The organism is Dokdonella aquatica (assembly GCF_051987395.1).
Lineage (GTDB): Bacteria > Pseudomonadota > Gammaproteobacteria > Xanthomonadales > Rhodanobacteraceae > Dokdonella.
The window spans coordinates 914,170-936,736 of the sequence record NZ_CP197094.1 but is presented as its reverse complement, the minus strand read 5'-3'; the positions used below and the strand labels follow the sequence as shown (position 1 = coordinate 936,736).

17 protein-coding genes are annotated in these 22,567 nt (G+C 68.9%); 16 read left to right on the top strand and 1 reads right to left on the bottom strand.

What is annotated here, in order from left to right:
* Positions 1-96 precede the first annotated feature (96 nt).
* Positions 97-801: a TerC family protein gene (locus ACQQ2N_RS04105; RefSeq protein ID WP_440224408.1), complete on the bottom strand. Its 705-nt coding sequence runs from the start codon at positions 799-801 to the stop codon at positions 97-99.
* Between the two features lie 199 nt (positions 802-1,000).
* Between ACQQ2N_RS04105 and ACQQ2N_RS04100 the strand changes: the two genes are divergently transcribed.
* The 16 genes from ACQQ2N_RS04100 to ACQQ2N_RS04025 all read left to right on the top strand — a co-directional run bounded on the left by ACQQ2N_RS04100 (position 1,001) and on the right by ACQQ2N_RS04025 (position 22,554).
* Complete coding sequence (locus ACQQ2N_RS04100) at positions 1,001-1,675, top strand: response regulator transcription factor (RefSeq protein ID WP_440225706.1); 675 nt, start codon at positions 1,001-1,003, stop codon at positions 1,673-1,675.
* Positions 1,668-3,059, top strand: coding sequence for a sensor histidine kinase (locus ACQQ2N_RS04095; RefSeq protein ID WP_440224407.1), 1,392 nt, complete (start codon positions 1,668-1,670; stop codon positions 3,057-3,059). The genes ACQQ2N_RS04100 and ACQQ2N_RS04095 overlap by 8 nt, the downstream gene beginning before the upstream one ends.
* The gene (locus ACQQ2N_RS04090; protein ID WP_440224406.1) at positions 3,056-4,120 is read left to right on the top strand and encodes an ABC transporter substrate-binding protein; all 1,065 of its coding nucleotides are present in this window, start codon (positions 3,056-3,058) and stop codon (positions 4,118-4,120) included. The genes ACQQ2N_RS04095 and ACQQ2N_RS04090 overlap by 4 nt, the downstream gene beginning before the upstream one ends.
* Positions 4,121-4,255: 135 nt before the next feature.
* On the top strand, positions 4,256-5,572 hold the full coding sequence (locus tag ACQQ2N_RS04085) for a CitMHS family transporter (protein WP_440224405.1): 1,317 nt from the start codon (positions 4,256-4,258) through the stop codon (positions 5,570-5,572).
* Positions 5,573-5,682: 110 nt separating this feature from the next.
* A complete protein-coding gene (locus ACQQ2N_RS04080) occupies positions 5,683-7,920 on the top strand; it encodes a TonB-dependent siderophore receptor (protein WP_440224404.1) in 2,238 nt (745 codons plus the stop codon).
* A 26-nt stretch (positions 7,921-7,946) separates the two neighbouring features.
* Positions 7,947-9,053 (top strand): PstS family phosphate ABC transporter substrate-binding protein, encoded by a 1,107-nt coding sequence (locus ACQQ2N_RS04075; protein ID WP_440224403.1) that lies wholly within the window; start codon positions 7,947-7,949, stop codon positions 9,051-9,053.
* 65 nt (positions 9,054-9,118) lie between these two features.
* Positions 9,119-10,882, top strand: coding sequence for a PstS family phosphate ABC transporter substrate-binding protein (locus tag ACQQ2N_RS04070; RefSeq protein WP_440224402.1), 1,764 nt, complete (start codon positions 9,119-9,121; stop codon positions 10,880-10,882).
* 49 nt (positions 10,883-10,931) lie between these two features.
* Positions 10,932-13,304 carry a PstS family phosphate ABC transporter substrate-binding protein gene (locus tag ACQQ2N_RS04065; RefSeq protein ID WP_440224401.1) on the top strand — a complete coding sequence of 791 codons (2,373 nt, stop codon included), beginning with the start codon at positions 10,932-10,934 and terminating at the stop codon, positions 13,302-13,304.
* Between the two features lie 4 nt (positions 13,305-13,308).
* Positions 13,309-14,304: a PstS family phosphate ABC transporter substrate-binding protein gene (locus ACQQ2N_RS04060; protein WP_440224400.1), complete on the top strand. Its 996-nt coding sequence runs from the start codon at positions 13,309-13,311 to the stop codon at positions 14,302-14,304.
* The gene (locus ACQQ2N_RS04055) at positions 14,301-15,353 is read left to right on the top strand and encodes a PstS family phosphate ABC transporter substrate-binding protein (protein ID WP_440224399.1); all 1,053 of its coding nucleotides are present in this window, start codon (positions 14,301-14,303) and stop codon (positions 15,351-15,353) included. Before ACQQ2N_RS04060 ends, ACQQ2N_RS04055 begins: the two co-directional genes overlap by 4 nt.
* 91 nt (positions 15,354-15,444) lie before the next feature.
* Positions 15,445-16,650, top strand: coding sequence for a PstS family phosphate ABC transporter substrate-binding protein (locus ACQQ2N_RS04050; protein ID WP_440224398.1), 1,206 nt, complete (start codon positions 15,445-15,447; stop codon positions 16,648-16,650).
* On the top strand, positions 16,647-17,849 hold the full coding sequence (locus ACQQ2N_RS04045) for a PstS family phosphate ABC transporter substrate-binding protein (protein WP_440224397.1): 1,203 nt from the start codon (positions 16,647-16,649) through the stop codon (positions 17,847-17,849). Before ACQQ2N_RS04050 ends, ACQQ2N_RS04045 begins: the two co-directional genes overlap by 4 nt.
* 10 nt (positions 17,850-17,859) lie before the next feature.
* Complete coding sequence (locus tag ACQQ2N_RS04040; RefSeq protein ID WP_440224396.1) at positions 17,860-19,089, top strand: PstS family phosphate ABC transporter substrate-binding protein; 1,230 nt, start codon at positions 17,860-17,862, stop codon at positions 19,087-19,089.
* Positions 19,086-20,162, top strand: coding sequence for a PstS family phosphate ABC transporter substrate-binding protein (locus ACQQ2N_RS04035; RefSeq protein WP_440224395.1), 1,077 nt, complete (start codon positions 19,086-19,088; stop codon positions 20,160-20,162). The genes ACQQ2N_RS04040 and ACQQ2N_RS04035 overlap by 4 nt, the downstream gene beginning before the upstream one ends.
* The gene (locus ACQQ2N_RS04030) at positions 20,159-21,208 is read left to right on the top strand and encodes a PstS family phosphate ABC transporter substrate-binding protein (protein ID WP_440224394.1); all 1,050 of its coding nucleotides are present in this window, start codon (positions 20,159-20,161) and stop codon (positions 21,206-21,208) included. Before ACQQ2N_RS04035 ends, ACQQ2N_RS04030 begins: the two co-directional genes overlap by 4 nt.
* A complete protein-coding gene (locus tag ACQQ2N_RS04025) occupies positions 21,205-22,554 on the top strand; it encodes a dicarboxylate/amino acid:cation symporter (protein ID WP_440224393.1) in 1,350 nt (449 codons plus the stop codon). The genes ACQQ2N_RS04030 and ACQQ2N_RS04025 overlap by 4 nt, the downstream gene beginning before the upstream one ends.
* The last annotated feature ends 13 nt before the right edge of the window (positions 22,555-22,567 follow it).

The window sequence follows — 22,567 nt, the reverse complement described above, 5'->3', positions numbered from 1 at the left end:
CGGCGCGCACATGGACGGTCGGCACGACGATGAGCGCGATGCGCTGACATCCGCCTGACGCGTGCCGTCGTCGATCGGCATCGGCGTGCTCCGGACTCAGGTCGCCTTGCGGTCGCGCAGGTGCCGTTGCGCGAGGCCGCGGCCCACCGCGACGACGAGCAGCGCACCGCAGGCCGCCGCGACGTGACGCGTGGTCGACGGCAGGCCGGCCATCGTGTCGGCGAGCACGACGTCGTCGACGAACATGCCGCCGCCGATCCAGCCGAGCAGGCCCGCGCCGATCGTCACGACGAACGGGTAGCGGTCCATGAGCTGCAGCACGAAGCGGCTGCCGAACACGATGATCGGGATGCTGACGAGAATGCCGAACGCGACGAGCACGATGTCGCCGTGTGCGGCACCGGCCACGGCGATGACGTTGTCGAGGCTCATGACCGCGTCCGCGACGATGATCGTGCGGATCGCGCCGAGCAGATGCGTGCTCGCGCCGATGCCGTCGTGACCATCGTCGTCCGCGGGGCGCAGCAGCTTGATGCCGATCCACAACAGGAGCAGCGCGCCGACGATGCGCAGCCACGGCAGCGCAAGCAGCTGCAGCGCGAAGAACACGAGGATCACGCGCAGCACGATCGCGCCGACCACGCCCCAGAAGATGCCCTTGCGGCGCAGGTCCTCGGGCAGCTTGCGGCACGCCAGCGCGATGACGACGGCGTTGTCGCCGCCGAGCAGGATGTCGATCGCGACGATCTGCAGCATCGCGATCCAGAACCCGCCCGTGGCGAGTGATTCGATGGTGGTCATTCCCCTCCATCCCCCACTGGCATCGATGGTGCGAGTGTGTAGGATGTCCGCAAAACTAGAAGTCGAACCTGTCGGCAAGCTGTCGTGCAAGGTTCGGCTCAAGCGCCGTCGAAGAACGGTGATCGAAGGTGGGACGCGGAAGAGGGCCGTGTCATCGCAGGCCTTTCGCACGCGTCCCGTACAACGGGAGGGTAGCGACGTGCGGATACTCGTCGTCGAAGACGATGCCGATGTCGGCGACGCGCTGCTGCGCCGGTTGCGCAGGGATGGGCATGCCGTCGACTGGCAGCGTGATGGCCAACACGCGGACGAGGTGTTGCGTTACCAGCGCTACGAGCTCGTCGTGCTCGACATCGGCCTGCCGCGACGCGACGGCTTCTCGGTGTTGCGGGCGCTGCGCGCGCGCAACGACCGTACGCCGGTGCTCATGCTCACGGCGCGTTCGCAGATCGAGGATCGCGTCGGCGCCCTCGACGTCGGCGCCGACGATTACCTGTCCAAGCCGTTCGACGTGCGCGAATTCGACGCGCGCTGCCGCGCCTTGCTGCGCCGCTCGCAGGGCATCGCGTCGGGTGTCACGCGCATCGGCAACCTCGTGTTCGATCGTGCCGCGAAGACCGCGCGCCTCGACGATGTGCTGCTCGATCTGCCGCGCCGCGAGTATCGTCTTCTCGAGATCTTCATCGGCAACCTTGGGCGAACGCTGAGCAAGGACGACATCGCCTCGCAGCTGTTCGACTTCGACGACGAGGCGAGTCCGAACGCGATCGAGCTCTATGTCGGACGTCTGCGCCGCAAGCTCGGGGATTCGCTGACCATCCGCACGATGCGCAGCCTCGGCTATGTCGCGGAGGCGACGCCGACGGATGAGTGAGTCGCGGCTGTCGTTGCGTGCACGCCTGGCCGGCACGATGGGCGCGCTTTTCCTCGGCGGCACGGTCGTCATGTACGTCGCCGCGCGCGTGTACGGGCAGACCGCGGCGGACCGTTCGTACGATCGCCTGCTCGTCGGCTCGGCGCTGTCGATCATCGAGACCTTGTCGGCGAGCGACCGCGAGATCCAGGTCGACCTGCCGTACGCGGCGCTCGACATGCTGTCGTCGGCGCCCGAAGACCGCGTGTTCTACCGCGTCGCCGCGCCGGACGGGCGTACGGTGACGGGCTACGACGATCTCCCGGTCGGCACCGGTCAGGTACGCCAGCGCGGCACACCCGCGCACGACCAGCCGAGATTCTTCGACGCGCAGTACCGCGGCGAGCTCGTGCGTTTCGCGGTGCTCGGGCGCGAGATCGCCGAGCCCGGCGTGCGCGGCTGGGTGTCCGTGCAGGTCGGTCAGACGCGCCGCGCGCGCGAAGCGCTCGCGCACGAGCTCGTGCTGGGCGCACTCGTGCCGATCGCGCTCATGACCGTGCTCGCGCTCGCGTTCGTGTGGTTCGGCATCTCGCGCGCGCTGCGGCCGCTCGCGCGCATCGGCAACGACCTCTCTCGCCGCAGGCCCGAGGACCTGCATCCGGTCGCGGCGCCGGTCCCCGCGGAGGTCGCGCCCGTGGTCGAGGCGATCAACGGCTTCATGCAGCGGCTGTCGGCGAACATCAACACGCTGCGTGCCTTCATCGCCGAGGCCGCGCACCAGATGCGCACGCCGCTCGCGGCGCTGCGCCTGCAGGCCCAGGTCGCGGCCGACGACGATCCCGAGGAGCTGCGGCACAGCCTGCGCGCGGTCGAGCGCAATGCAGCCAAGCTGTCGCGCCTGCTCAACCAGCTGCTCAGCGACGCGACGATCATGCACCGCTCCGACGTGCGCCGCTTCGAGGCCTTCGACCTCGTGCCGCTCGTGCGCAGCGCGTTGCGCGAGGCGGTGCCGGTGGCCGCCGATGTGCAGGTGGGGTTCTCGAGCGACCTCGACGAGGCGCCCTACGTCGGCGATGCGCTCATGCTCGGCGAGGCGGTCAAGAACCTCGTCGACAACGCGTTGAGGCACGGCTACAGCGACGAGGACGACGTCGCCGTGCGGCTCGTGCGTGAAGGCGGCCACTACGTCATCGGTGTCGCCGACCGTGGCCAGGGCATTCCGGTCGCGCTGCGCGAACGCGTGTTCGAGCGCTTCGCACACGGTGACAGCACGCGTCCCGGCGCGGGACTCGGGCTCGCGATCGTGCGTCAGGCCATCGAGGCGCAGGGCGGCACGATCACGATCGTCGACCGCGACGGCGGCGGCATCGAGATGCAGGTGCACCTGCCCGTGGAGCGAACATGACACGTGCCGTGCTGGTCGCCATCGCCATGATCCTCGGGATGGCTGCAAGCGTCGCGCGCGCGGTCGACACGGCGCCCGCGCCGTCGCAGTCGAGGCTCGTGATCTACAGCACGATCGACCGCAGCGTGTTCGATCCCGTGCTCGACGACTTCCGCGAGCTGCACCCCGGCATCGCGGTGCGCTACGAGCTCATCGACGCGGCGCCGCTGTACGAGCGTCACCTGCGCGAGGTCGCCGCAGGCGAGCACGTCGCCGATCTTCTCCTCAGCACCGCGATGGACCTGCAGGTCAAGCTCGTCAACGACGGCTATGCGACGCCGCACGTCTCGGAGAACGCGCGCGCACTGCCGGCGTGGGCGCGCTGGCGCGACGAGGCGTTCGGCTTCACGTTCGAGCCGGCCGTGATGGTGTTCAACCGCGGCGCGATGCGTGGCGTGACGCTGCCGAGATCGCGTGCCGAGCTGCTCGATCTGCTCAAGCACGATGCGCGCTGGAGCGGTCGCATCGGCAGCTACGACATCTCGCGCAGCAGCGTGGGTTACCTGCTCGCCTCGCAGGATGCGCGCCAGAGCAGCGAGTTCGGCGCACTCGTCGAGGCCTTCGGCGACGCGCGCATGCAGACCGAGGAAAACACGTCGACCTTGCTCGACCGCCTCGAGTCGGGCGATCTCGCGATCGGCTACAACCTGCTTGGCTCGTACGCGCGTGCACGCGTCGCGGCCGGCGCGCCGCTCGACATCGTCTACCCGCAGGACCACACGCTCGTGGTATCGCGCACCGCGGTGGTGCCGCGCCACGCGCCGCACGCGGCAAATGCACATCGCTTCCTCGAGTACCTGCTGTCGCTGCGCGGGCAGCGCGTGATCGCGTCGCGCAGCGGCCTGCCGCCGGTGCGGCGCGACGTCGACGGGCCGTACACGGACCTCGGCATCGAGGAGGCGCAGGTCGGCATCCTGCGTCCGATCGCGCTCGGGCCCGGCCTTCTGGTCTACCTCGATGCACAGAAGCGCCGGCGCCTGCTGCAGGCGTGGCGCGCGATCGTGCCCGTGGCGACGCCGTGAGTTGCTGCGCTGCAATGTCAGTCGGTTGACAGCCAGCCCTGCCTAGACTCCTGCCACACATCAAGCGCGTGCCGCCGTCGGCGGAACCACGAAACGCGCACCGGGGAGGAGAGGCAAGATGCGGGGAGCGATCTCGTGCTGACGATGCTCGGATTCGGCATGGTCATCACGTTCATGGTGCTGATCATGACCAAGCGGCTGTCGCCGCTCGTCGCGCTCGTCGCGATCCCGATCCTGTTCGCGCTGCTCGGCGGCTTCGGCGGCGAAGGCCTCGGCAAGATGATGCTCGAGGGCATCCGCACGCTCGCTCCGACCGGCGTGATGCTGATGTTCGCGATCCTCTACTTCGGCATCATGATCGATGCGGGCCTGTTCGATCCGGTCATCCGCCGCATCCTGCGCCTGGTCGGCAACGATCCGCTCAAGGTCGTCGTCGGCACCGCCGCGCTCGCGCTGTTCGTGTCGCTCGACGGCGACGGCTCGACCACCTACATGATCACGGTCGCGGCGATGCTGCCGCTGTACCTGCGCCTGCGCATGAGCGCGCTCAACCTGACCTGCGTGACGATGCTCGCCGGCGGCGTCATGAACATGACGCCATGGGGAGGTCCGCTCGCCCGCGCTGCCAGCGCGTTGCATGTCGACGCCGCAGACGTGTTCGTGCCGATGCTGCCCGCGATGGCGGTCGGCGTGATCGGCGTGCTCGTGCTGGCTTACATCCTCGGTCGCCGTGAGCGCGAGCGACTCGGCACCGTGTCGCTCGATGCGCAGCCGGGAACTCCGGTCGACGTCACTGCGCTCGTGCTCGGCGAGGAAGTCGTCGCGCTGCGTCGCCCGCGCCTGCTGTGGGTCAACGCGGCGCTCACGCTCGCGCTCATGGTCGCACTCGTCGCGGGCATCCTGCCGCTGTCGGTGCTGTTCATGATCGCGTTCGCGATCGCGATCGTCATCAACTACCCGCGCGTGCAGCAGCAGCGCGAGCGCATCGCCGCGCATGCGCCGAACGTGCTCGCGGTCGTCGCGCTGATCTTCGCGGCCGGCGTGTTCACCGGCATCCTCAGCGGCACCGGCATGGTCGAGGCGATGTCGAAGAGCCTGCTCGCCGTGATTCCGGATCCGCTCGGTCCGTACCTCGCTACGATCACCGCGCTGGCCAGCCTGCCGTTCACGTTCTTCATCTCCAACGACGCGTTCTACTACGGCGTGCTGCCGGTGCTGTCCGAGGCCGCGCAGGCCTACGGCATCACGCCCGTCGAGATGGCGCGTGCTTCGCTGATCGGTCAGCCCGTGCACCTGCTGAGTCCCCTCGTGCCGTCGACCTACCTGCTCGTCGGTCTCGCCGGCGTCGAGTTCGGCGACCACCAGCGCTACACGATCGGCTGGGCCACGCTGATCTGCCTGCTCATGATGCTCGCGGCGCTCGCCTGCGCCGTGTTCCCTTTCGCGGCCTGACACCGCTCCGCCTGGCGAGGACGCCCGGCGTGCACGACCCCATGGATTGCGCGACCCGCGTCACCGCGACACCAAAAACATAACGAAGATCAACTTGGGAGGGTGGATCAATGTTCAACCGAAACACGCTGGCGATGGCCATCCTGATGGCCATGCCGTTCATGCTGGTCCCCGATGCGCGCGCGCAGGACATCGCGGCGGTGCAGGCCCCGGCCGACGCGAACGACGACGAGAAGCTCGAGTCGGAGACGCTCAACACGATCAGTGTCGAGGGCCAGTTCCTCGAGACCGACGCGAAGAGCGCGATGAAGATGGACGTGCCGGTCATGGACACGCCGTTCTCGGTGCAGAGCTATGGCGAGGCCTTCATCCAGTCGATCGAGGCGACCAACCTCGGCGACATGTTCAGCTACATGACGGGCATCAAGAAGTCCGGCCTGACCGGCATGGACATCTCGTTCCGCGGCTTCAAGAGCGGCGGTGACGACAAGAACTCGCTGCTCGTCGACGGCCTGCCGGGCCTCGCGGGACGCTTCGGTTCGCCGCCGAGCATCGGCCTCGAGCGCGTCGAGCTCGTGCGCGGCTCGATGTCGGTGCTGTACGGGCAGAACCAGCCCGGCGGCTTCATCAACATGGTCACCAAGAAGCCGCAGGCCGATCGCGTCACCACGGTCGGCCTGCAGTCGACCGCGTACTCCGGCCATGGCCTGAGCCTCGGTGATGCCTCGGGCTACCGCGTCAACTTCGACACGACCGGCGCGTTCGACAGCGAAGGGCGATTCCTGTATCGCCTGATCGGCGAGCACGGCGACGCCGACACGTTCCGCGACTATGGCTTCGACCGCGGCACCTACCTCGCGCCGAGCTTCACCTGGAACATCGGCGCGATGACCTACCTCACCGCGCAGATCGAGAAGCGCGAGAGCAAGGGCAGCTTCGACCAGGGTCTCGTCGCACCGAACCGCGACATCCGCCTCGTCGCACCGATCACGACGTACTACAGCCAGCCCGGCGACTACCGCGAGGAAGACGGCCTCACGACGAGCCTGTCGCTGTCGCATACGTTCGCGAACGACTTCACCTGGAACACCTCGTACCGCGACGTCGACTACGAAAGCGAGCAGAAGGAATTCAGCCACGTCGGCGTACGCCCCAACAACACGACGCTGAACCGTCGTGCGCGCCATCTCGTGACGGCGCGCACCTACAAGAACTACGACACCAACCTGACCATGCCGTTCAACACCGGCGTCGTCTCGCACAAGATGGTGGTCGGGCTCAGCGGCGGCCGCGATTCCACCGACGAGGAACGCAAGAAGTTCTTCAACAGCGTGTGCCCGGGCCCGCTGTGCTTCGACATCGACATCTACAACCCGGACTACTCGGGCTACCCGGCATTCGACGACATCCCGGCATTCAACCCGGCGACGCCGAACCTGCTCACCTATCGCGCGTTCAATTCCGAGAACCGCGCGTTCTACCTGTCCGACCTGATCGGGTTCGGCGACCACTGGAAGCTCTCGCTCGGCGCGCGCAACTTCAGCGAGAAGAGCCGCAATCGGGACAAGCGCCGTCCCGACGTGCCTGCGGTGAAGAAGACGTCCGAGGAGTCGCTGCTGCCGATGGGCGGCATCCTCTACCAGCCGAACCAGCACTGGACGATCTACGCGAGCTATTCCGAGTCGTACGTGCCGGCCGATCCGGCCGATCTCGACATCAACGGCGAGAACACGTTCGATCCGCTGACCGGCAAGCAGACCGAAGTGGGCGTCAAGACCGAGGACCTGCTCGACGGCCGTCTCACCGCGAGCCTCGCGCTGTACCGCATCGACCAGAAGAACGTGCTCAACAGCTTCAGCTGCCCGTTCGGCGTCTGCTACAACCAGCTCGGCGAGGCGCGCTCGGAAGGCGTCGAGCTCGAAGCCAACATGCAGGTCAGCGAGAACTGGCAGCTCATCTTCGGCTACGCCTACACCGACGCGCGCGTCACCACCTCCAACGTCCCCGTGCAGGTCGGCGCGCGCCTCGCCAATGCGCCGGAGCACACGGCGAACCTGTGGTCGAGCTACGACTTCCAGAACGGCTTCAAGCTCGGCGTCGGCCTGACCCATGTCGGCGACTACCAGGGCATCGTGCCGACCACGGCGACGCCGCAGCTCATGCCGATGCCGGGCTACACGGTGGCCGACATGGCCTTGACCTACAGCTTCGACAACTACGCGTTCAACCTCAAGGTCGGCAACCTGTTCGACAAGACCTACTACGAGGGCACCGGCCTCACCGCGCCGATCCAGATCACGCCGGGATCGCCACGCTACGTGACGCTGTCGTTCCGCGCGAGCTTCTGATGACCGTTCCGATCCAGGTGATGCCCATGCCACGTCGTACCCGCACCCTCGTCCCGTCGCTGGTCGCCGCGCTCGTCGCGGCGGCCACGAGCCTTACCGCGGCCGCCGGCAGCGGCGTGAAGCTCGACGACCTTCCTGCCTACACGCCGTCCGCGCCCGTGGAGGGCACGATCCGCAGCTACGGCTTCGGACTCGGCGGCGTCTACGAGAAGTGGCAGGCCGCGTTCGCGAAACACCACCCGAAGGTGCGTTTCGACAACACGCTGCCGACCAGCGACGCGGCGTTCCCGGCGCTGGTCACGCGCGTCACCGATCTCGGCCCGAACGGCGGCGAGCCCGCGATCACCGAGACGCTGAGCTTCTTCGAGACGCGCAACTACCACGCCTCGTTTGTCGTGGTGGCCACGGGCTCGTTCGACGTCAAGAGCCGCTCCAACGGCCCGGTCGTGTTCGTGCACAAGGACAATCCGCTCGCGCAGCTCACGATCGAGCAGCTCGACGGCATCTTCGGCGCCGAGCGCAACGGTGGCATGCGCGGCTTCGAGTGGACGCCGTCGCTCGCGCGCGGTGCGGAAGGCAACATCCGCACCTGGGGCCAGCTCGGCCTCAAGGGCGAGTGGGCCGACAAGCCGATCCAGACCTACGGCCACGCGCCGTCGGGCACGACGCGCTTCTTCCAGCTGCACGTCCTCGGCAACACCGAGAAGTGGAACCCGAACTACAAGGGCTACGTCGAGACCGGCAGCAAGATGATCGCGCCCGAGGACGCCGGTCAGAAGCTCGGCATCCAGCACATGCTGCGCCATGAGCTCGTCGACGACCGCTACGGCATCGCCTGGACGATCATGTCGCAGGCGCAGGGCATCGACGGCATCAAGCCCGTCGCCCTGGCCCCGCGCGGTGGCGGCAAGGCCGTCGCGCCGAGCCTCGCGAGCTTCCGCGACCGCAGTTACCCGCTCGCCCGCAACATCTACATCTACTTCGACCGCGCCCCGGGCGCGGCACTCGAGCCGCGCTTCAAGGAGTTCCTGCGCTTCGTGCTGAGCCGCGACGGCCAGCAGCTCGTCAGCGACGGCGACTACCTGCCGCTGACCGCGGCGATGCTCCGCGAGCAGCTCGCCCGGCTCGAATGACCCGACGCTCCACCGCCGGCACGCACCGGCCGTTCCATCCTTCCTTTCGCTACGGGAATGCCAGCATGAGATCGACATTGAGCACCATCGCGCACCGCCTGCGGCGGTTCGTCCTCGCCGGCGCGGCCTTCGCCGGGTTCGCCGCGGCCGCTTCGGCTGCCACCCTCGAGCCGACCCAGGTGCTCGTCACGCTGCCGCCCGGTGCGCGTGCGCAGGCCGACTACACCGAACTGCTGTCGACGTGGCGCAACGCGGGCCAGGTGGCCAACGTGCTGCAGCTCGAGGATGCGCGCTCGGAGGCGCCCGGCTTCGAGAACCTCGTCGTGCTCGAGTTCGTGAGCGAGGGCTCGTACGAGGCGTGGAACCGCACCGAGGCGCCGAAACTCAAGCCGCCGCTCGAGGTGCGCCGCGCCGACGTGCTGCTGCACGGCGAGAAGACGCCGCGCGATTCGAACAAGTCGATCTTCCACGTCAACGCCTACGACGTGCTGGTGTCGCCGAAGGACTACGCGCAGTACGTCACCGACTACATCGCGCCGAACATGGCGAACCAGAAGGACAAGAAGATCCTGCTGCGCTACACGATGTTCATCGACCGCGAGAAGGCGGGCGGCAAGCTGCGCTCGCTGCTCGTCATGGAATACCGCGACGCGGTGGCCTACGACGGCCGCGAGGCGATCAAGGACGAGTACAAGGCGCACCTGATTGCGACCAACCCGACCTGGAAGCGCCTCAACGACACCAAGGACAGCCTGCGCACCGACGGCGCGACCACGATCGCGCACTACCGCGAACTGCCGCCGCCGTCGCTGCCGGGTCTCGCGCCGTACAAGCCGGAAGCCAAGCTCAAGGGCGGCCTGCGCATCGTCGGCAGCGAGCTCAAGAACGCGGTCGACCAGCTCGCCGCGGGCTTCAAGATGTTCCACCCCGACGTCAAGACGACCACCAGCCACCTGCCGAGCAGCGAAGGCGGCATCGCCGGCCTGTACTTCGATCTCTCCGACGTCGCGCCGATGGGCGACGACGCCAAGATTACCGACCTCATGCCGTTCTACAACACGTTCGGCTACATGCCGACCGAGATCTCGGTCGCGACCGGCGGCTCGGAGAAGCGTGGCTCGCTGTGGGCGTGGGCGATCGTCGTCAACAAGGACAACCCGCTCAACGAGATCTCGGTCGACGAGCTCAAGCGCGTGTTCGGCGCCGAGCGTTCGGGCGGCTGGGAACTCGTCGAGAACGACTACCGCTTCACCTCGAAGTTCGCGCGCGGTCCCGAGACCAACATCCGCACCTGGGGCCAGCTTGGCCTCAAGGGCGACTACGCCAGGCGCGAGATCGAGACGTTCGGTTACGCCGCACCGGGCTTCGCGATCGCGATCGAGCGCAGCTGGTTCCACTGGTCGAAGAAGTGGAACCCGAACTTCCGCGAGTACGTCGAGACCAAGCAGACCTCGCCGGGCGACCTCGGCCAGGCGGTCGCGAGCGAGCGCCCACTCGAGGACCTGCGCACCAACAAGCACGCGATCGGCATCGCCGCACTCATGCACGTCAAGAACTACCCGTACGTGAAGGTGCTCAAGGTGTCGCACGAGAAGGGCGGCAAGGCGGTCGAGCTGTCGCCCGAGACGGTCGCCAACCGCACCTACCCGCTGATCCGCGACGCCTACTTCTACGTCAACAAGGCGCCGAACCAGGCGCTCGACCCGAAGGTGCGCGAGTTCATGCGCTTCGTCCTGAGCCGCGAAGGCCAGGAGATCATCGCGCGCGTCGGCTACTACTACCCGCTGACGCCCGAGTACGCCAAGGAACAGCTCAAGAAGCTCGACTGATCGACCGCGCATGCCGGGCGCGCGAGCGTCCGGCATGCGCGCAGCCCGCATGACCAAGAACGCCACGATGACGAACGATCGCCTTACCCAGACCTTCCGCGCGCTGTGCGTGGCCGTGCCGCTCGCCGTCGCCACATCGTCGGCGCCGGCCGCGACCGCCGACAAGCGCCCGACCGGCGAGACCTTCGAGCAGATCCTCGAACGCCTCGGCGACGGCAACCGCGAAAATCTCGTCATCCGCGCCGAGCACGACTCGCGCACCGACGCGCGCAAGCACAAGCGCTTCTACACCGATCTGCAGCCGCTCGACGGCTTCGCGCCGTACACGCCGGTGCCGGGCCTGTCGGGCACCGTGCGCGTGTCGGGCCTGTACCTGCACGACGGCCTGATCCGCGATCAGTGGATCGAGGCGTTCGAGCGCCTGCAGCCCGGCGTCAAGGTCGTCATCTCGCAGAAGGGCACGATCGCCTCGGGCACGGTCGACATCGAGACCGGCCCGCGCATCTCCGACCGCCTGCGTGCGGCCTCGGAATACGAGCGCGCGACCGGCGAGCGCCTGTTCGAGATCGACTGGGCGACCGGTTCGTACGACGTGCCGGGCTGGAGCCCGGGTTTCGTGATCTTCGTGCATGCGGACAACCCGATCGCGCACCTGACCATCGAGCAGCTCGACGGCATCTTCGCGGGTGCGCGCACGGGTGGCTGGAAAGGCACCACTTGGGATCCGTCGGTCGCGCGCGGCGTGTCGAAGAACCTGCGCACCTGGGGCGACGTCGGCCTCACCGGCGAGTGGAAGGACCAGCCGATCCGCATCTACGGCCGCCCGCTCAAGTACAACATCCAGCTCGGCTTCGAGCGCAAGGTGTTCGACGGCGGCGACGTCTGGAACGAGAACACGCGCGAGTACTCGCACGAGATGAATCCCGACGGCACGCGTTACACGTCGTCGGTCGAGATGGTCAAGGACATGGCGGCCGACCGCTACGGCATCGTGTTCTCGGACATGGGCTCGAACCGTCCCGGCATCCGCACGGTGCCGCTCGGCGCGACCGCCGACGGCCCGTTCGTGCCGATCTCGCTCGCGACGCTGCGCGACCGCAGCTATCCGCTCTTCATCGAGCAATGGGCGCAGGTGCGCCTCGCGCCGGGCCAGTCGCTGCCGCCGCTGGTCAAGGCCTTCCTGACCTTCATGCTGAGCCGCGACGGCCAGGATGCCGTGCAGCGCGACGGCAAGTGGATCACGCTGCCGGCCGAGCGCGCGAAGACCATGCTCGCCAAGCTCGAGCAGAAGGGCGAGCGCGTCGATCCGAAGGCGCTCGGCCTGCATCTGGACATGCTCGCGCCGAAGAAGTGGGACGGCGAAAGTCCCGACGAGACCGGCAAGGTCGATCCGGCCAGGGCGTACTACACGAAGCGCTTCGACCTCGCCGACCTGCCGGCCTATACGCCGGTAGCAGGACTCGAAGGCACGCTGCGCATGCCGGCCAGCGGCCAGCTCATGCAGGGCACCGCGGGCAGGGCGCTCGTCGCGGCATTCGGCAAGCACCAGCCCGGCCTGCGCGTGGAGCTCGCCGACGGTGATCTCACGGCCGGCCAGGTCGATGTCTCGATCGGGCGCCGCTGGAGCCTGTACTTCGCCGGCGAGGTGTTCGACTTCCAGCAGAAGCACGAGCGCTCGCCGCGCGAGGTGGAACTCGCGACGGGATCGTTCGACGTGTCGGGCTGGAATCCCGCGTTCGCGATCGTGGTCGGCCGCGACAACCCCGTGAAGGGCCTCACGATCCGCCAGCTCGACGGCATCTTCGGCGGCCCGCGTCGCGGCGGCTGGGTTTCGACGACGTGGCGTCGCGAGGCCGGCCGCGACGCCTCGGTCAACCTGCGCCGCTGGCGCGACGTCGGCGTCACCACGGGACCGTGCGCGGACCGTCCGATCATCGTCTTCACGCCGCCCCTCAAGTACCACCCGATGTCGGTGTTCGAGCGCAAGGTGCTCGTCGGCGGCAACATGTGGAACGACGGCGTGCGCGAGATCCCGCTCACCCTCGATGCCGACGGCGACCGCAGCGTGCCGAGCGCGGACCGCGTCTCGGCCGTCGCCCACGACGGCTGCGGCATCACGTTCGCGTCGGCCGGCTTCGTCGACGCGCGCACGCGCCTCGTGCCGATTGCGCGCGACGCGGAGTCGCCCTACGTGCTGCCGACGCTCGACAGCGTGCGCGACCGCAGCTATCCGTTGCATCTCGAGGTCTACGGCTACGCCGATGCGCAGCCGGGCAAGGGCCTCGACGCGAAGGCGAAGGCGTTCCTTTCCTTCGTGCTGAGCCGCGAGGGCCAGTCGATCATCGCGCGTGACGGCAAGTGGCTGCCGCTCACGAAGCCGGTGCTCGAGGCACAGCGCGCGAAGCTCGAGCGCAAGGACTGATCCGGTGCCGCGCGCGACGTCCGCCGGCGTCATGCTCCGCGCGATGGTCGCGGCGCTCGTTCTCGCCGCGACGGCGTGCTCGCGCGACGACGCGCCGGCAGCGCCGTCGCTGCAGGGTGCGCTGCGCATCAGCGGCAGTCCTGCCGATCGCGCGCTGCTCGATGCATGGCAGGCCTCGTTCACGCGCCTGCATCCCGACGTCGTGTTCACGCAATCGCTGCACGGACCCGAATCGACGCTCGCACCGGTCTACACGGGCACGGCCGATGTCGCGCTGATGGGGCGCGAGCTGCGCGAGCCGCTCGAACGCATGGCCTTCGAATGGGTGCGCCTCGACAAGCCGCTCGCGATCCCGGTGGCCGAAGCTGGCCTCGCCTCGGACCGCCTGTCGACGCAGATCGGCGTGTTCGTGCACGCCGACAACCCGATCACCGGCGTGTCGCTGCGCCAGCTCGATGCGGTCTATGGTGCCGAGCGGCGGCGCGGTGGTGCGGCCGTGTCGGCCTGGGGCGATCTCGGCCTCGACGGCGACTGGGCTTCGCGCCCGGTCCACGTCTACGGGCCGCCGGTCGACAGCCTGCAGGCGATCCATCTGCGGCGCCAGGTGCTCGAGGACAGCCGCAAGTGGACGCCGGAATACCGGCCATCGGCATCCGAAGGTGCCGACGTGGTCGCCGCGCTCGCCGCCGATCGCGACGGCATCGCCTACGCGCCCGTGCGCGACGCAACGCCTGCGGTCAGGCTGATCGGTCTCGCACGCGACGATGCAGGCCCGTTCCTGCTGCCCGACGAGGCCGCCATCCGCTCGCGCGCCTATCCGCTCGTGCGGTCGATCGTGCTCGTGACCGCGCACACGAAGCAGGAGCCGATGACACCGCTCGTGCGCGCGTTCGTCGCGCATGTGCTCGGTGACGAGGGCCAGGCCGTACTCGCGCGCGAAGGTGGCTACCTGCCGCTCGGCGACGCCGCGCTCGCCGAAGCCCGCGGGAGGCTGCCATGACGTGGCGCATCGCCTGGCGCGCCGCACTGGCGGCCTGCCTGCTCGCGAGTTCGCCGGTGCAGGCCTCCGATGTCGAGGCGCTGCCGGCGTATGCGCCCGAGGCCCGCGTCGACGGCGTGATCCGCATCTGGGGCCACGGCTCGTACGGCGCGCACACCGATTTCGTCGAAGGCCTCACGCGTGCTTGGCAGGACGGCTTCAAGGCCCACCATCCGGGCATCGTGTTCGAGAACCGCCTGCACGGCACCGCGTCGGCGATCGGCGCGCTGTACACGGGGCAGGGCGACCTCGCCTTCATGGGGCGCGAGATCTGGCCGCCCGAGATCGCCGCGTTCGAGGAAGTGCGCGGCTACGCGCCGACCGGCGTCGACGTGCTCACGGGCAGCTTCGACGTGCGCAACAAGGGCTACGCGATCGTCGTGTTCGTGCACAAGGACAACCCGGTCGAGTCGCTCACGCTCGCGCAGCTCGACGCGGCGTTCGGCATCGAGCGGCGACGCGGCCACGCGCCCGTGCACACCTGGGGCGACCTCGGCCTCACGGGTGAATGGGCGACGCGCCCGGTCAACCTGCATGGCCTCGCGATCGCGCGCGGCTTCGCCGATTTCTTCGAGGATGCGGTGTTCGACGGCGGTCATCTCTGGCAGCCGTCGATGCGCGAGTACGCCGACGATCCCGGCTCGCGCGGTGGCGCGAGCGACGGCGGGCAGAAGCTGCTCGACGCGCTCGCCCTCGATCGCGACGGCCTCGGCTGGTCGGGCCTGCTGTACGGCCATCCCGACGTGAAGCCGATCGCGGTCGCGGTCGATGCGCATACGTCGGCCGTGATGCCGACACGCGACAGCGTGGCCGACCATCGCTATCCGCTCAGGCGCGTCATCACGATGTTCCTCGATCGCGCGCCGGGCCAGCCCGTCGAGCCGCGCGTCGCCGAGTTCCTGCGCTACATCCTGAGCCGCGAAGGCCAGCAGCTCGTCGTCGACGAGGGCAAGGGCTACCTGCCCGTGCCCGTCGACGTCGTGCGCCGCGGCCGCGAGCAGCTGCGATGAGCGCGTCGCCCCGTCCACACCTCTCGTCCACGGCATGCCGCCTCGCGCGTGCGTGCCGTTCCTTCCACGCCCTCTCGCCGAGGATCCGCCCATGAAGGCCCTTGTTCCCGCCCTTGCGCTGCTTGCCGCGCTGCCCGCCGTCGCCGAGACGCCGTCGAAGCCCGAGCCTGCGAAAGCCGAGACGCCGACCAACGCGAACCGCAGCATCTGGACGCTCAACGTGACGAGCTTCCGCAAGGAGCGCGGCGCGATCGGCGGCTACACGAAGGAGTGGGACCTCGGCGACCTGCCGCGCTACGAGCCGAAGCACAAGCTCGAGGGCACGCTGCGCATCTGGGGCAGCAACTACCTCAAGGACGGTCCGCTCGGCGGCTACTGGGAGGAAGCGTTCCGGAAGTTCCATCCCGGCATCACGTTCGAGTGGAACCTGCCGACGGCCGGCATCGCGATCCCGGCCGTCGCCGCGAAGGTCGCCGACCTCGGCGTAGGCCGCCCCGCGACGCTGATGGACCACCTCACGTTCGAGCAGGTGTTCCGCTACCCGATCACCGAGATCACGGCCGCGACGGGCTCGTACGACGTCTACGGCTGGTCGCCCGCGTTCATCATCCTCGTCAACGAGAAGAACCCGCTGACGCAGATCAGCATGAAGCAGCTCGACGGCGTGTTCGGCACCGCGCGCCTCGGCGGCTACGACGGCAGCGTGTGGCGCACCGATGCGCCGTTCCGCCGCGGCGAGGAGGACAACGTGCGTACGTGGGGCCAGCTCGGCCTCACCGGCGAATGGACCGACAAGCGCATCCATCCCTGCGGACAGTCGCCGCGCGCGAACATCCAGGTCGTGTTCCAGAACCTCGTGCTGCGCGGCAGCGACCAGTGGGTCGAGGGTTATCGCGCATTCGCGAACTACGCCACGCCCGACGGCAAGATCGCGCCGTGGAGCCATCAGGTGCGCGACGAGATCCTGCGCGATCCGCAGGCGATCTGCATCGCCTCGCCGCTCACCGTGGCCGAGGAAGGCATGCGCGAACTCGCGGTGCAGGGCTTCGAGGGCGGCCCGTTCGTCAAGCGCACGCTCGAATCGGTGCGCGACCGCAGCTACCCGCTCATCAACGAGATCTTCTTCTACGCCGACAAGCCGCCGGGCAAGTCGGCCGATCCCAAGGTCGAGGAGTTCCTGCGTTTCGTGCTGAGCCGCGAAGGCCAGCAGCAGGTGCAGCGCGAGGGTCGTTACACGCCGCTGACCGGTGATGTCGTGAAGGCTCAGCTGGCCAAGCTCGAGGCGGGTGCGAAGTGAGGCGCGCCGCTCTCGCCGCGATCGCGTTCGCGATGGCCGTGCCGTTCGCGGCTGCGCAGGACGTGCCGGTCGCCTCGATCGAACTGCAGAAGGCGCGTGCCGACGCACTCAAGACCAAGGGCCAGCGCCGCGCCTACACGACGACGTTCGACCTCTCGGGCCTGCCCGAGTACAAGCCCTCGGCGCCGCTCAAGGGCGTGATCCGCCAGTGGGGATCGAACTACCTCGCCGACAGTCCGCTGGAAGGCTATCTCGAGGAAGCGTTCCGCAAGCACCATCCCGACGTGCGCTTCGAGAACAACCTCTCGAGCACGTTCATCGCGATGGCCGGCCTCTACACGAAGCAGGCCGACCTCGCGCCGATGGGCCGCCGCCCGACTTGGGACGAACTGCAGGCCTACCAGCGCATCTTCGGCACCGCGCCGGTCGAGATCGTCATGGCGACCGGCAGCTACGACGTCACGGGCTGGACCGCGGCGCTGGTGCCGTTCGTGCACGCCGACAACCCGATCTCGAAGCTCACGATCGAGCAGCTCGACGGCATCTTCGGCGCACAGCGCGACGGCGGCTGGCACGGCAACGACTGGGATCCGTCGGCCGCGCGCGGACCCGAGAAGAACCTGCGCACTTGGGGCCAGCTCGGCCTCACCGGCGAATGGGCCGACAAGCCGATCCGCGTGCACGCCTACAACCTCAATTTCCATTTCCCGCGCGACTTCGCCGAGAAGGTGTTCAAGGGCGGCTACAAGTGGAACGAGGGCATCAAGGAATACAGCAACCGCCTGCGCGAGGGCGGCGGCGACTTCGGCAAGCTGTGGGGCGCCGGCGAACAGATGATGGAGGCGCTCGCCGACGACCGCTACGGCATCACCTACACGCTCATGGCTTACCGCGGGCAGCCGCGCGTGAAGACCGTGCCGCTCGCCGAGACCGCGAAGGGCCCGTTCGTCGCGCCGACGCTCGAGACGGTGCAGGACCGCAGCTACCCGCTGTCGCGCGAGGTGTACTACTACACGAACCGCGCGGTGGGCGGGAAGATCGATCCGGTCGTGGCCGAGTACCTGCGCTTCGTGGTCAGCCGCGAAGGCCAGGCGCTCGTCATGAAGGACGGCAAGTACCTGCCGATGACCGCCGAGATCGCACGCGCACAGCTGCGCGAGCTCGAGGCGGTCGGCCGCGCTTCGCGCACGCTCGACTGAGGACACCCCGATGACGCCCCGATTGCTCACGAGTGCCTGCTCCCTGCTGCTGTCCGCGGCGGTGGTCGCGGTCGCGTGTGTCGCCGGCCCCGCCTCACACGCGGCCGATTCGCGACCGACCACCGACGCGGACGCTCTCTCGAAGGCGCGCGCGATCGGCACCAAGGCGCGCAAGGTGAAGCGCTTCTACACGCGCGAGTTCGACCTGTCCGGACTGCCCGCGTACGCGCCCGAAGGCGAGCTGCGCGGCACGCTGCGCCAGTGGGGCAACAACTACCTCGCCGACAGCGGCCTCATGGCGGTCTGGGAGGAAGGCTTCCGCAAGCATCATCCCGGCATCCGCTTCGAGGACAACCTCGCGAGTTCGGCGGTGGCGTTCCCGGGCCTCGTCGCCGGCGTGGCCGACCTCGCGCCGATGGGCCGCCAGGCCTTGTGGGACGAGCTCAAGGGCTTCGAGCGCGAGGGTGCCGGCGGCGGCGACGAGGGCAGCGGCAACACCGAGATCGTCGAGATCGTCATGGCCACGGGTTCGTTCGACGTGCGCGGCTGGACCTTCGCGCTCGGCGTCTACGTGCACGCCGACAACCCGATCCGCCAGCTCACGATCGAACAGCTCGACGGCATCTTCGGTGCGCAGCGCGACGGCGGCTGGGACGGCCTCACCTGGGACACGTCGCGCGCGCGAGGACCCGAGAAGAACCTGCGCACCTGGGGCCAGCTCGGCCTGACCGGCGAATGGGCGAACCAGCCGATCCAGCCGTACGGCTACAACATGAAGTACCACTTCAACGACGAGATCGACAAGAAGGTGCTCAAGGGCTCGGGCAAGTGGAACGAGCGCATGCGCGCGTTCTCGAACGTCGCCGGGCTCAAGGCCGACGGCTCGCTGACCGCGGGCGGCGAGCTGATCATGGGCGCGCTCGCGAAGGACCGCTACGGCATCGCCTACACGGGCATCCCGTTCCTCGTCGACGGCACGCGCGCGCTCGCGCTCGCCGAGACCGCGGCGGGGCCGTACGTGCCGCTCACGCTCGAGACCGTGCAGGACCGCAGCTACCCGTTGATCCGCGACGTCTACTATTACGTCAAGCGCGAGAAGGGCAAGCCCATCGACGCGAACGTGCGCGCGTTCCTGCGCTACGTGCTGAGCCGCGACGGCCAGCGGGCGATCCAGGCAGACGGCAAGTACCTGCCGCTGACCGCCGAGGTCGCGCGCGAGCAGCTGAAGAAGCTGCAGTGAAGCCATGCTTGCACCTCGCCGCGGGCCTGCTCGCGCTCGGCCTCTCGCTCGATGCCGCGGCCGCGTCGGGCGGCGTGCCGGCGGACGATCCCGCGCTCGCGTTCGTCGCGGCGCTGCCGGCCTACGTGCCCGAGGCGCGCGTGGACGGCACGATCCGCGTGTGGGGCCACGGCAGCTTCAAGCGCGACTTCATGGGGCATCTCGTGCACGCGTGGATCGACGCGTTCCGCGCGCACCAGCCCGGCGTCCGGTTCGACTACCGCATGTACGGCACCGCCTCGGCGGTCGGCGCGGTCTACTCGGGCGCGGGCGATATCGCGATCCTCGGCGAGGAGATCAGCCCGGCTGCCGCACGCGCGTTCCTGCGCGCCAAAGGTTACGCGCACACCGACATCCCGATCGCGACCGGCAGCGTCGACGTCAACTTCTACGACTACGCGCACATGGTCTTCGTGCACGAGAGCAACCCGATCGACGCGATGTCGATGGCCCAGCTCGATGCGGTGTTCGGTGCCGAGCATCGGCGCTCGCCACGCAACCTGCGCACCTGGGGCGAGCTCGGCCTCGACGGCGCCTGGGCCGCGAAGCGCATCCAGCCGTACGCGTGGAAGACCGACGTCGATTTCGCGCTGTTCTTCCGCGAGCGCATCCTCGGCGACAGCCACCGCTGGAACCCTGACACGCAGGAGTTCGTGCACGCGACGCGCGCCGACGGCAGCCAGTACGACCACGGCCAGCGCATCCTCGACGCGCTCGCCGCCGATCCGCACGGCATCGCGATCTCGAACGTGCGCTACGCGCGTCCCGGCGTGAAGATGCTGCGCCTGTCGCGCGAGGATGGCGGAACCGCGCACGCGCCGACCCCGGCTGCGCTGATCGCGCAGGACTATCCGCTCGTGCGCATCATCCCCGCGATCGTCGACCGCGCGCCCGGCGAGCCGCTCGCCGCGCCGGTGCGCGAGTTCCTGCGCTTCGTGCTGAGCCGCGAGGGCCAGTCGATGCTGATCGCGCACAGCGGTTACCTGCCGCTGTCGCGCGACGTCATCGAGGTGCAGAAGGCGAGGCTGCGATGAACCCGTCGCGTCAGCACGTCGTCTCTTCGGCGAAGCGCCTCGTCGCCGTCGGTCTCGCGATGCTCGCGTTCGCGTCGGCGCGTGCGGGCGCCGCCGGCATCGATCCGCCCGATCACCATGCGCCGGCCGGCATCGTGCGCGTGCACGGCAATGCGCTGTATGCAGCGCTCGTGCAGCGCTGGTCCGAGCGCTTCGCGGCGACCGCGCCGGACGTGCGCATCGAAGTGAGCCTCGACGGCAGCGACGTCGGCATGGCGAAGCTCTACACGGCGCAGGCCGACATCGTGCTGATGGGACGCGAGGCTACCGAGAGCGAGATCAAGGCCTTCGAGTGGGTGTTCCGCTACAAGCCCACGCCGGTGCGGCTCGGCAACGGCAGCGTGTCGCAGGTCGGCAAGGCGCCGGCACTGGTCGTGTTCGTGCATCGCGACAACCCGCTGCGCACGATCTCGCTGCCCGAGCTCGAGGCCGTGTTCGGCCATGCGCCGCGGCACGCGTCCGCACCGATCCGGCGCTGGGGCGAGCTCGGCCTCGCCGGCGGCTGGGCGGACGCGCCGATCCGCCTCTACGCCCCGCATGCCGAGAGCGGCACCGGGCGCTTCTTCCGCCACGTCGTGCTCGGCGACAGCAACAAGCTGCACTGGGACGCGCTCGTCGAGTTCGACGAGCCGGTGCGCCATGACGGCGCGCGCGACGATGCCGGGCGGCGCATCCTCGACGCGCTCGCGCGCGATCCGCGCGGCATCGCGCTCGCCGATCTCGGCTCGGCCGGCGACGGCGTGGTCGCGCTCGAGGTCGCCTCGATGCGCGGGCGCGCCGCCTATGCCGCGGCGACGCCGCACCTCGTTTCGCGCGCCTACCCGCTGACCCGCGGGCTGCACGCCTATGTCAACCGCAAGCCCGGCGTCGCGCTCGATCCGCAGGTCGAGGCGCTGCTGCGCTTCGCGCTCGGCGCGCAAGGCCAGCGCATCCTGCGCGATGATGGGCTCGTCCCGCTGTCCGGCGCGACGCGCCGCCACCAACTCACCGTCCTGGACCGTCCATGAGCACGTCGACCTCGGGTTCCTCGCGCCACCTCTACCTGTGGGTGCTGCTCGCGATCGTCGTCGGCGGGCTCGTCGGCCACTTCGCGCCCGAGACCGGCGTCAAGCTCAAGCCGTTCGGCGACGCGTTCATCGCGCTCATGAAGATGCTGATCGGGCCGATCATCTTCCTGACCGTCGTGATCGGCATCGCCGGTGTCGCCGACGTCAAGAAGGTGGGCCGTGTCGGCGTCAAGGCGATCGTCTACTTCGAGGTCGTGTCGACGTTCGCGCTGGTGATCGGCCTCGTCGTCGTCAACACGCTCAAGCCCGGTGCGGGCTTCCATGTCGATCCGGCCACGCTCGACGGCGAGGCGGTCGCGCGCTACGCCAAGCAGGCCGAGGAACGCTCGACCACGCAGTTCCTGCTCGACATCATCCCCAAGACCTTCACCGACGCGTTCACGGCCAACGGCGACCTGCTGCAGGTGCTGCTCGTGGCGCTGCTGTTCGGCTTCGCGCTGACCGGCCTCGGCGAGCGCGGGCGTCCCGTGCTCGGCCTGCTCGATTCGATCTCGAAGGTGTTCTTCCGCATGATGGCGATGGTCATGTGGGCCGCGCCGATCGGCGCGGGCGGCGCGATGGCATTCACGATCGGCAAGTACGGCCTAGAGAGCCTCGGCCCGCTGGCCAAGCTCATGGGCAGCTTCTACCTGACCTGCGTGCTGTTCGTCGTGTTCGTGCTCGGTGCGATCGCGAAGTTCTCGGGCTTCAGCATCTTCAAGTTCCTGCGCTACATCCGCGACGAGCTGCTGCTCGTGCTCGGCACGTCGTCGTCGGAGTCTGCGCTGGTGCCGATGATGCAGAAGCTCGAGCGCCTCGGCTGCTCGAAGTCGGTGGTCGGCCTCGTCATCCCGAGCGGCTACTCGTTCAACCTCGACGGCACCAACATCTACCTCACGATGGCCGCGATCTTCGTCGCCCAGGCCCTCGACGTGGAGCTCACGCTGACCCAGGAACTGACCCTGCTCGCGGTCGCGATGCTGACCTCGAAAGGGGCCTCGGGCGTGACCGGCGCGGGCTTCATCACGCTCGCCGCGACGCTCGCGGTGGTGCCGTCGGTGCCGGTCGCGGGCCTCGCGCTGATCCTCGGCATCGACCGCTTCATGAGCGAGGCGCGCGCGCTGACCAACCTCGTCGGCAACGGCGTCGCGACGATCGTCGTCGCGCGCTGGGAAGGCGACGTCGACCTCGCCGTGCTGCGCGACCGCCTCGACCATCCCGACGCGATCCCGGTCGAACCCGAAGCGGCGGCTGATCCGATCGCGGATCCGGTGCCGGGTGCGGCGGAGACGTCGACGCGCGCCTGATCTGGATTCCGGC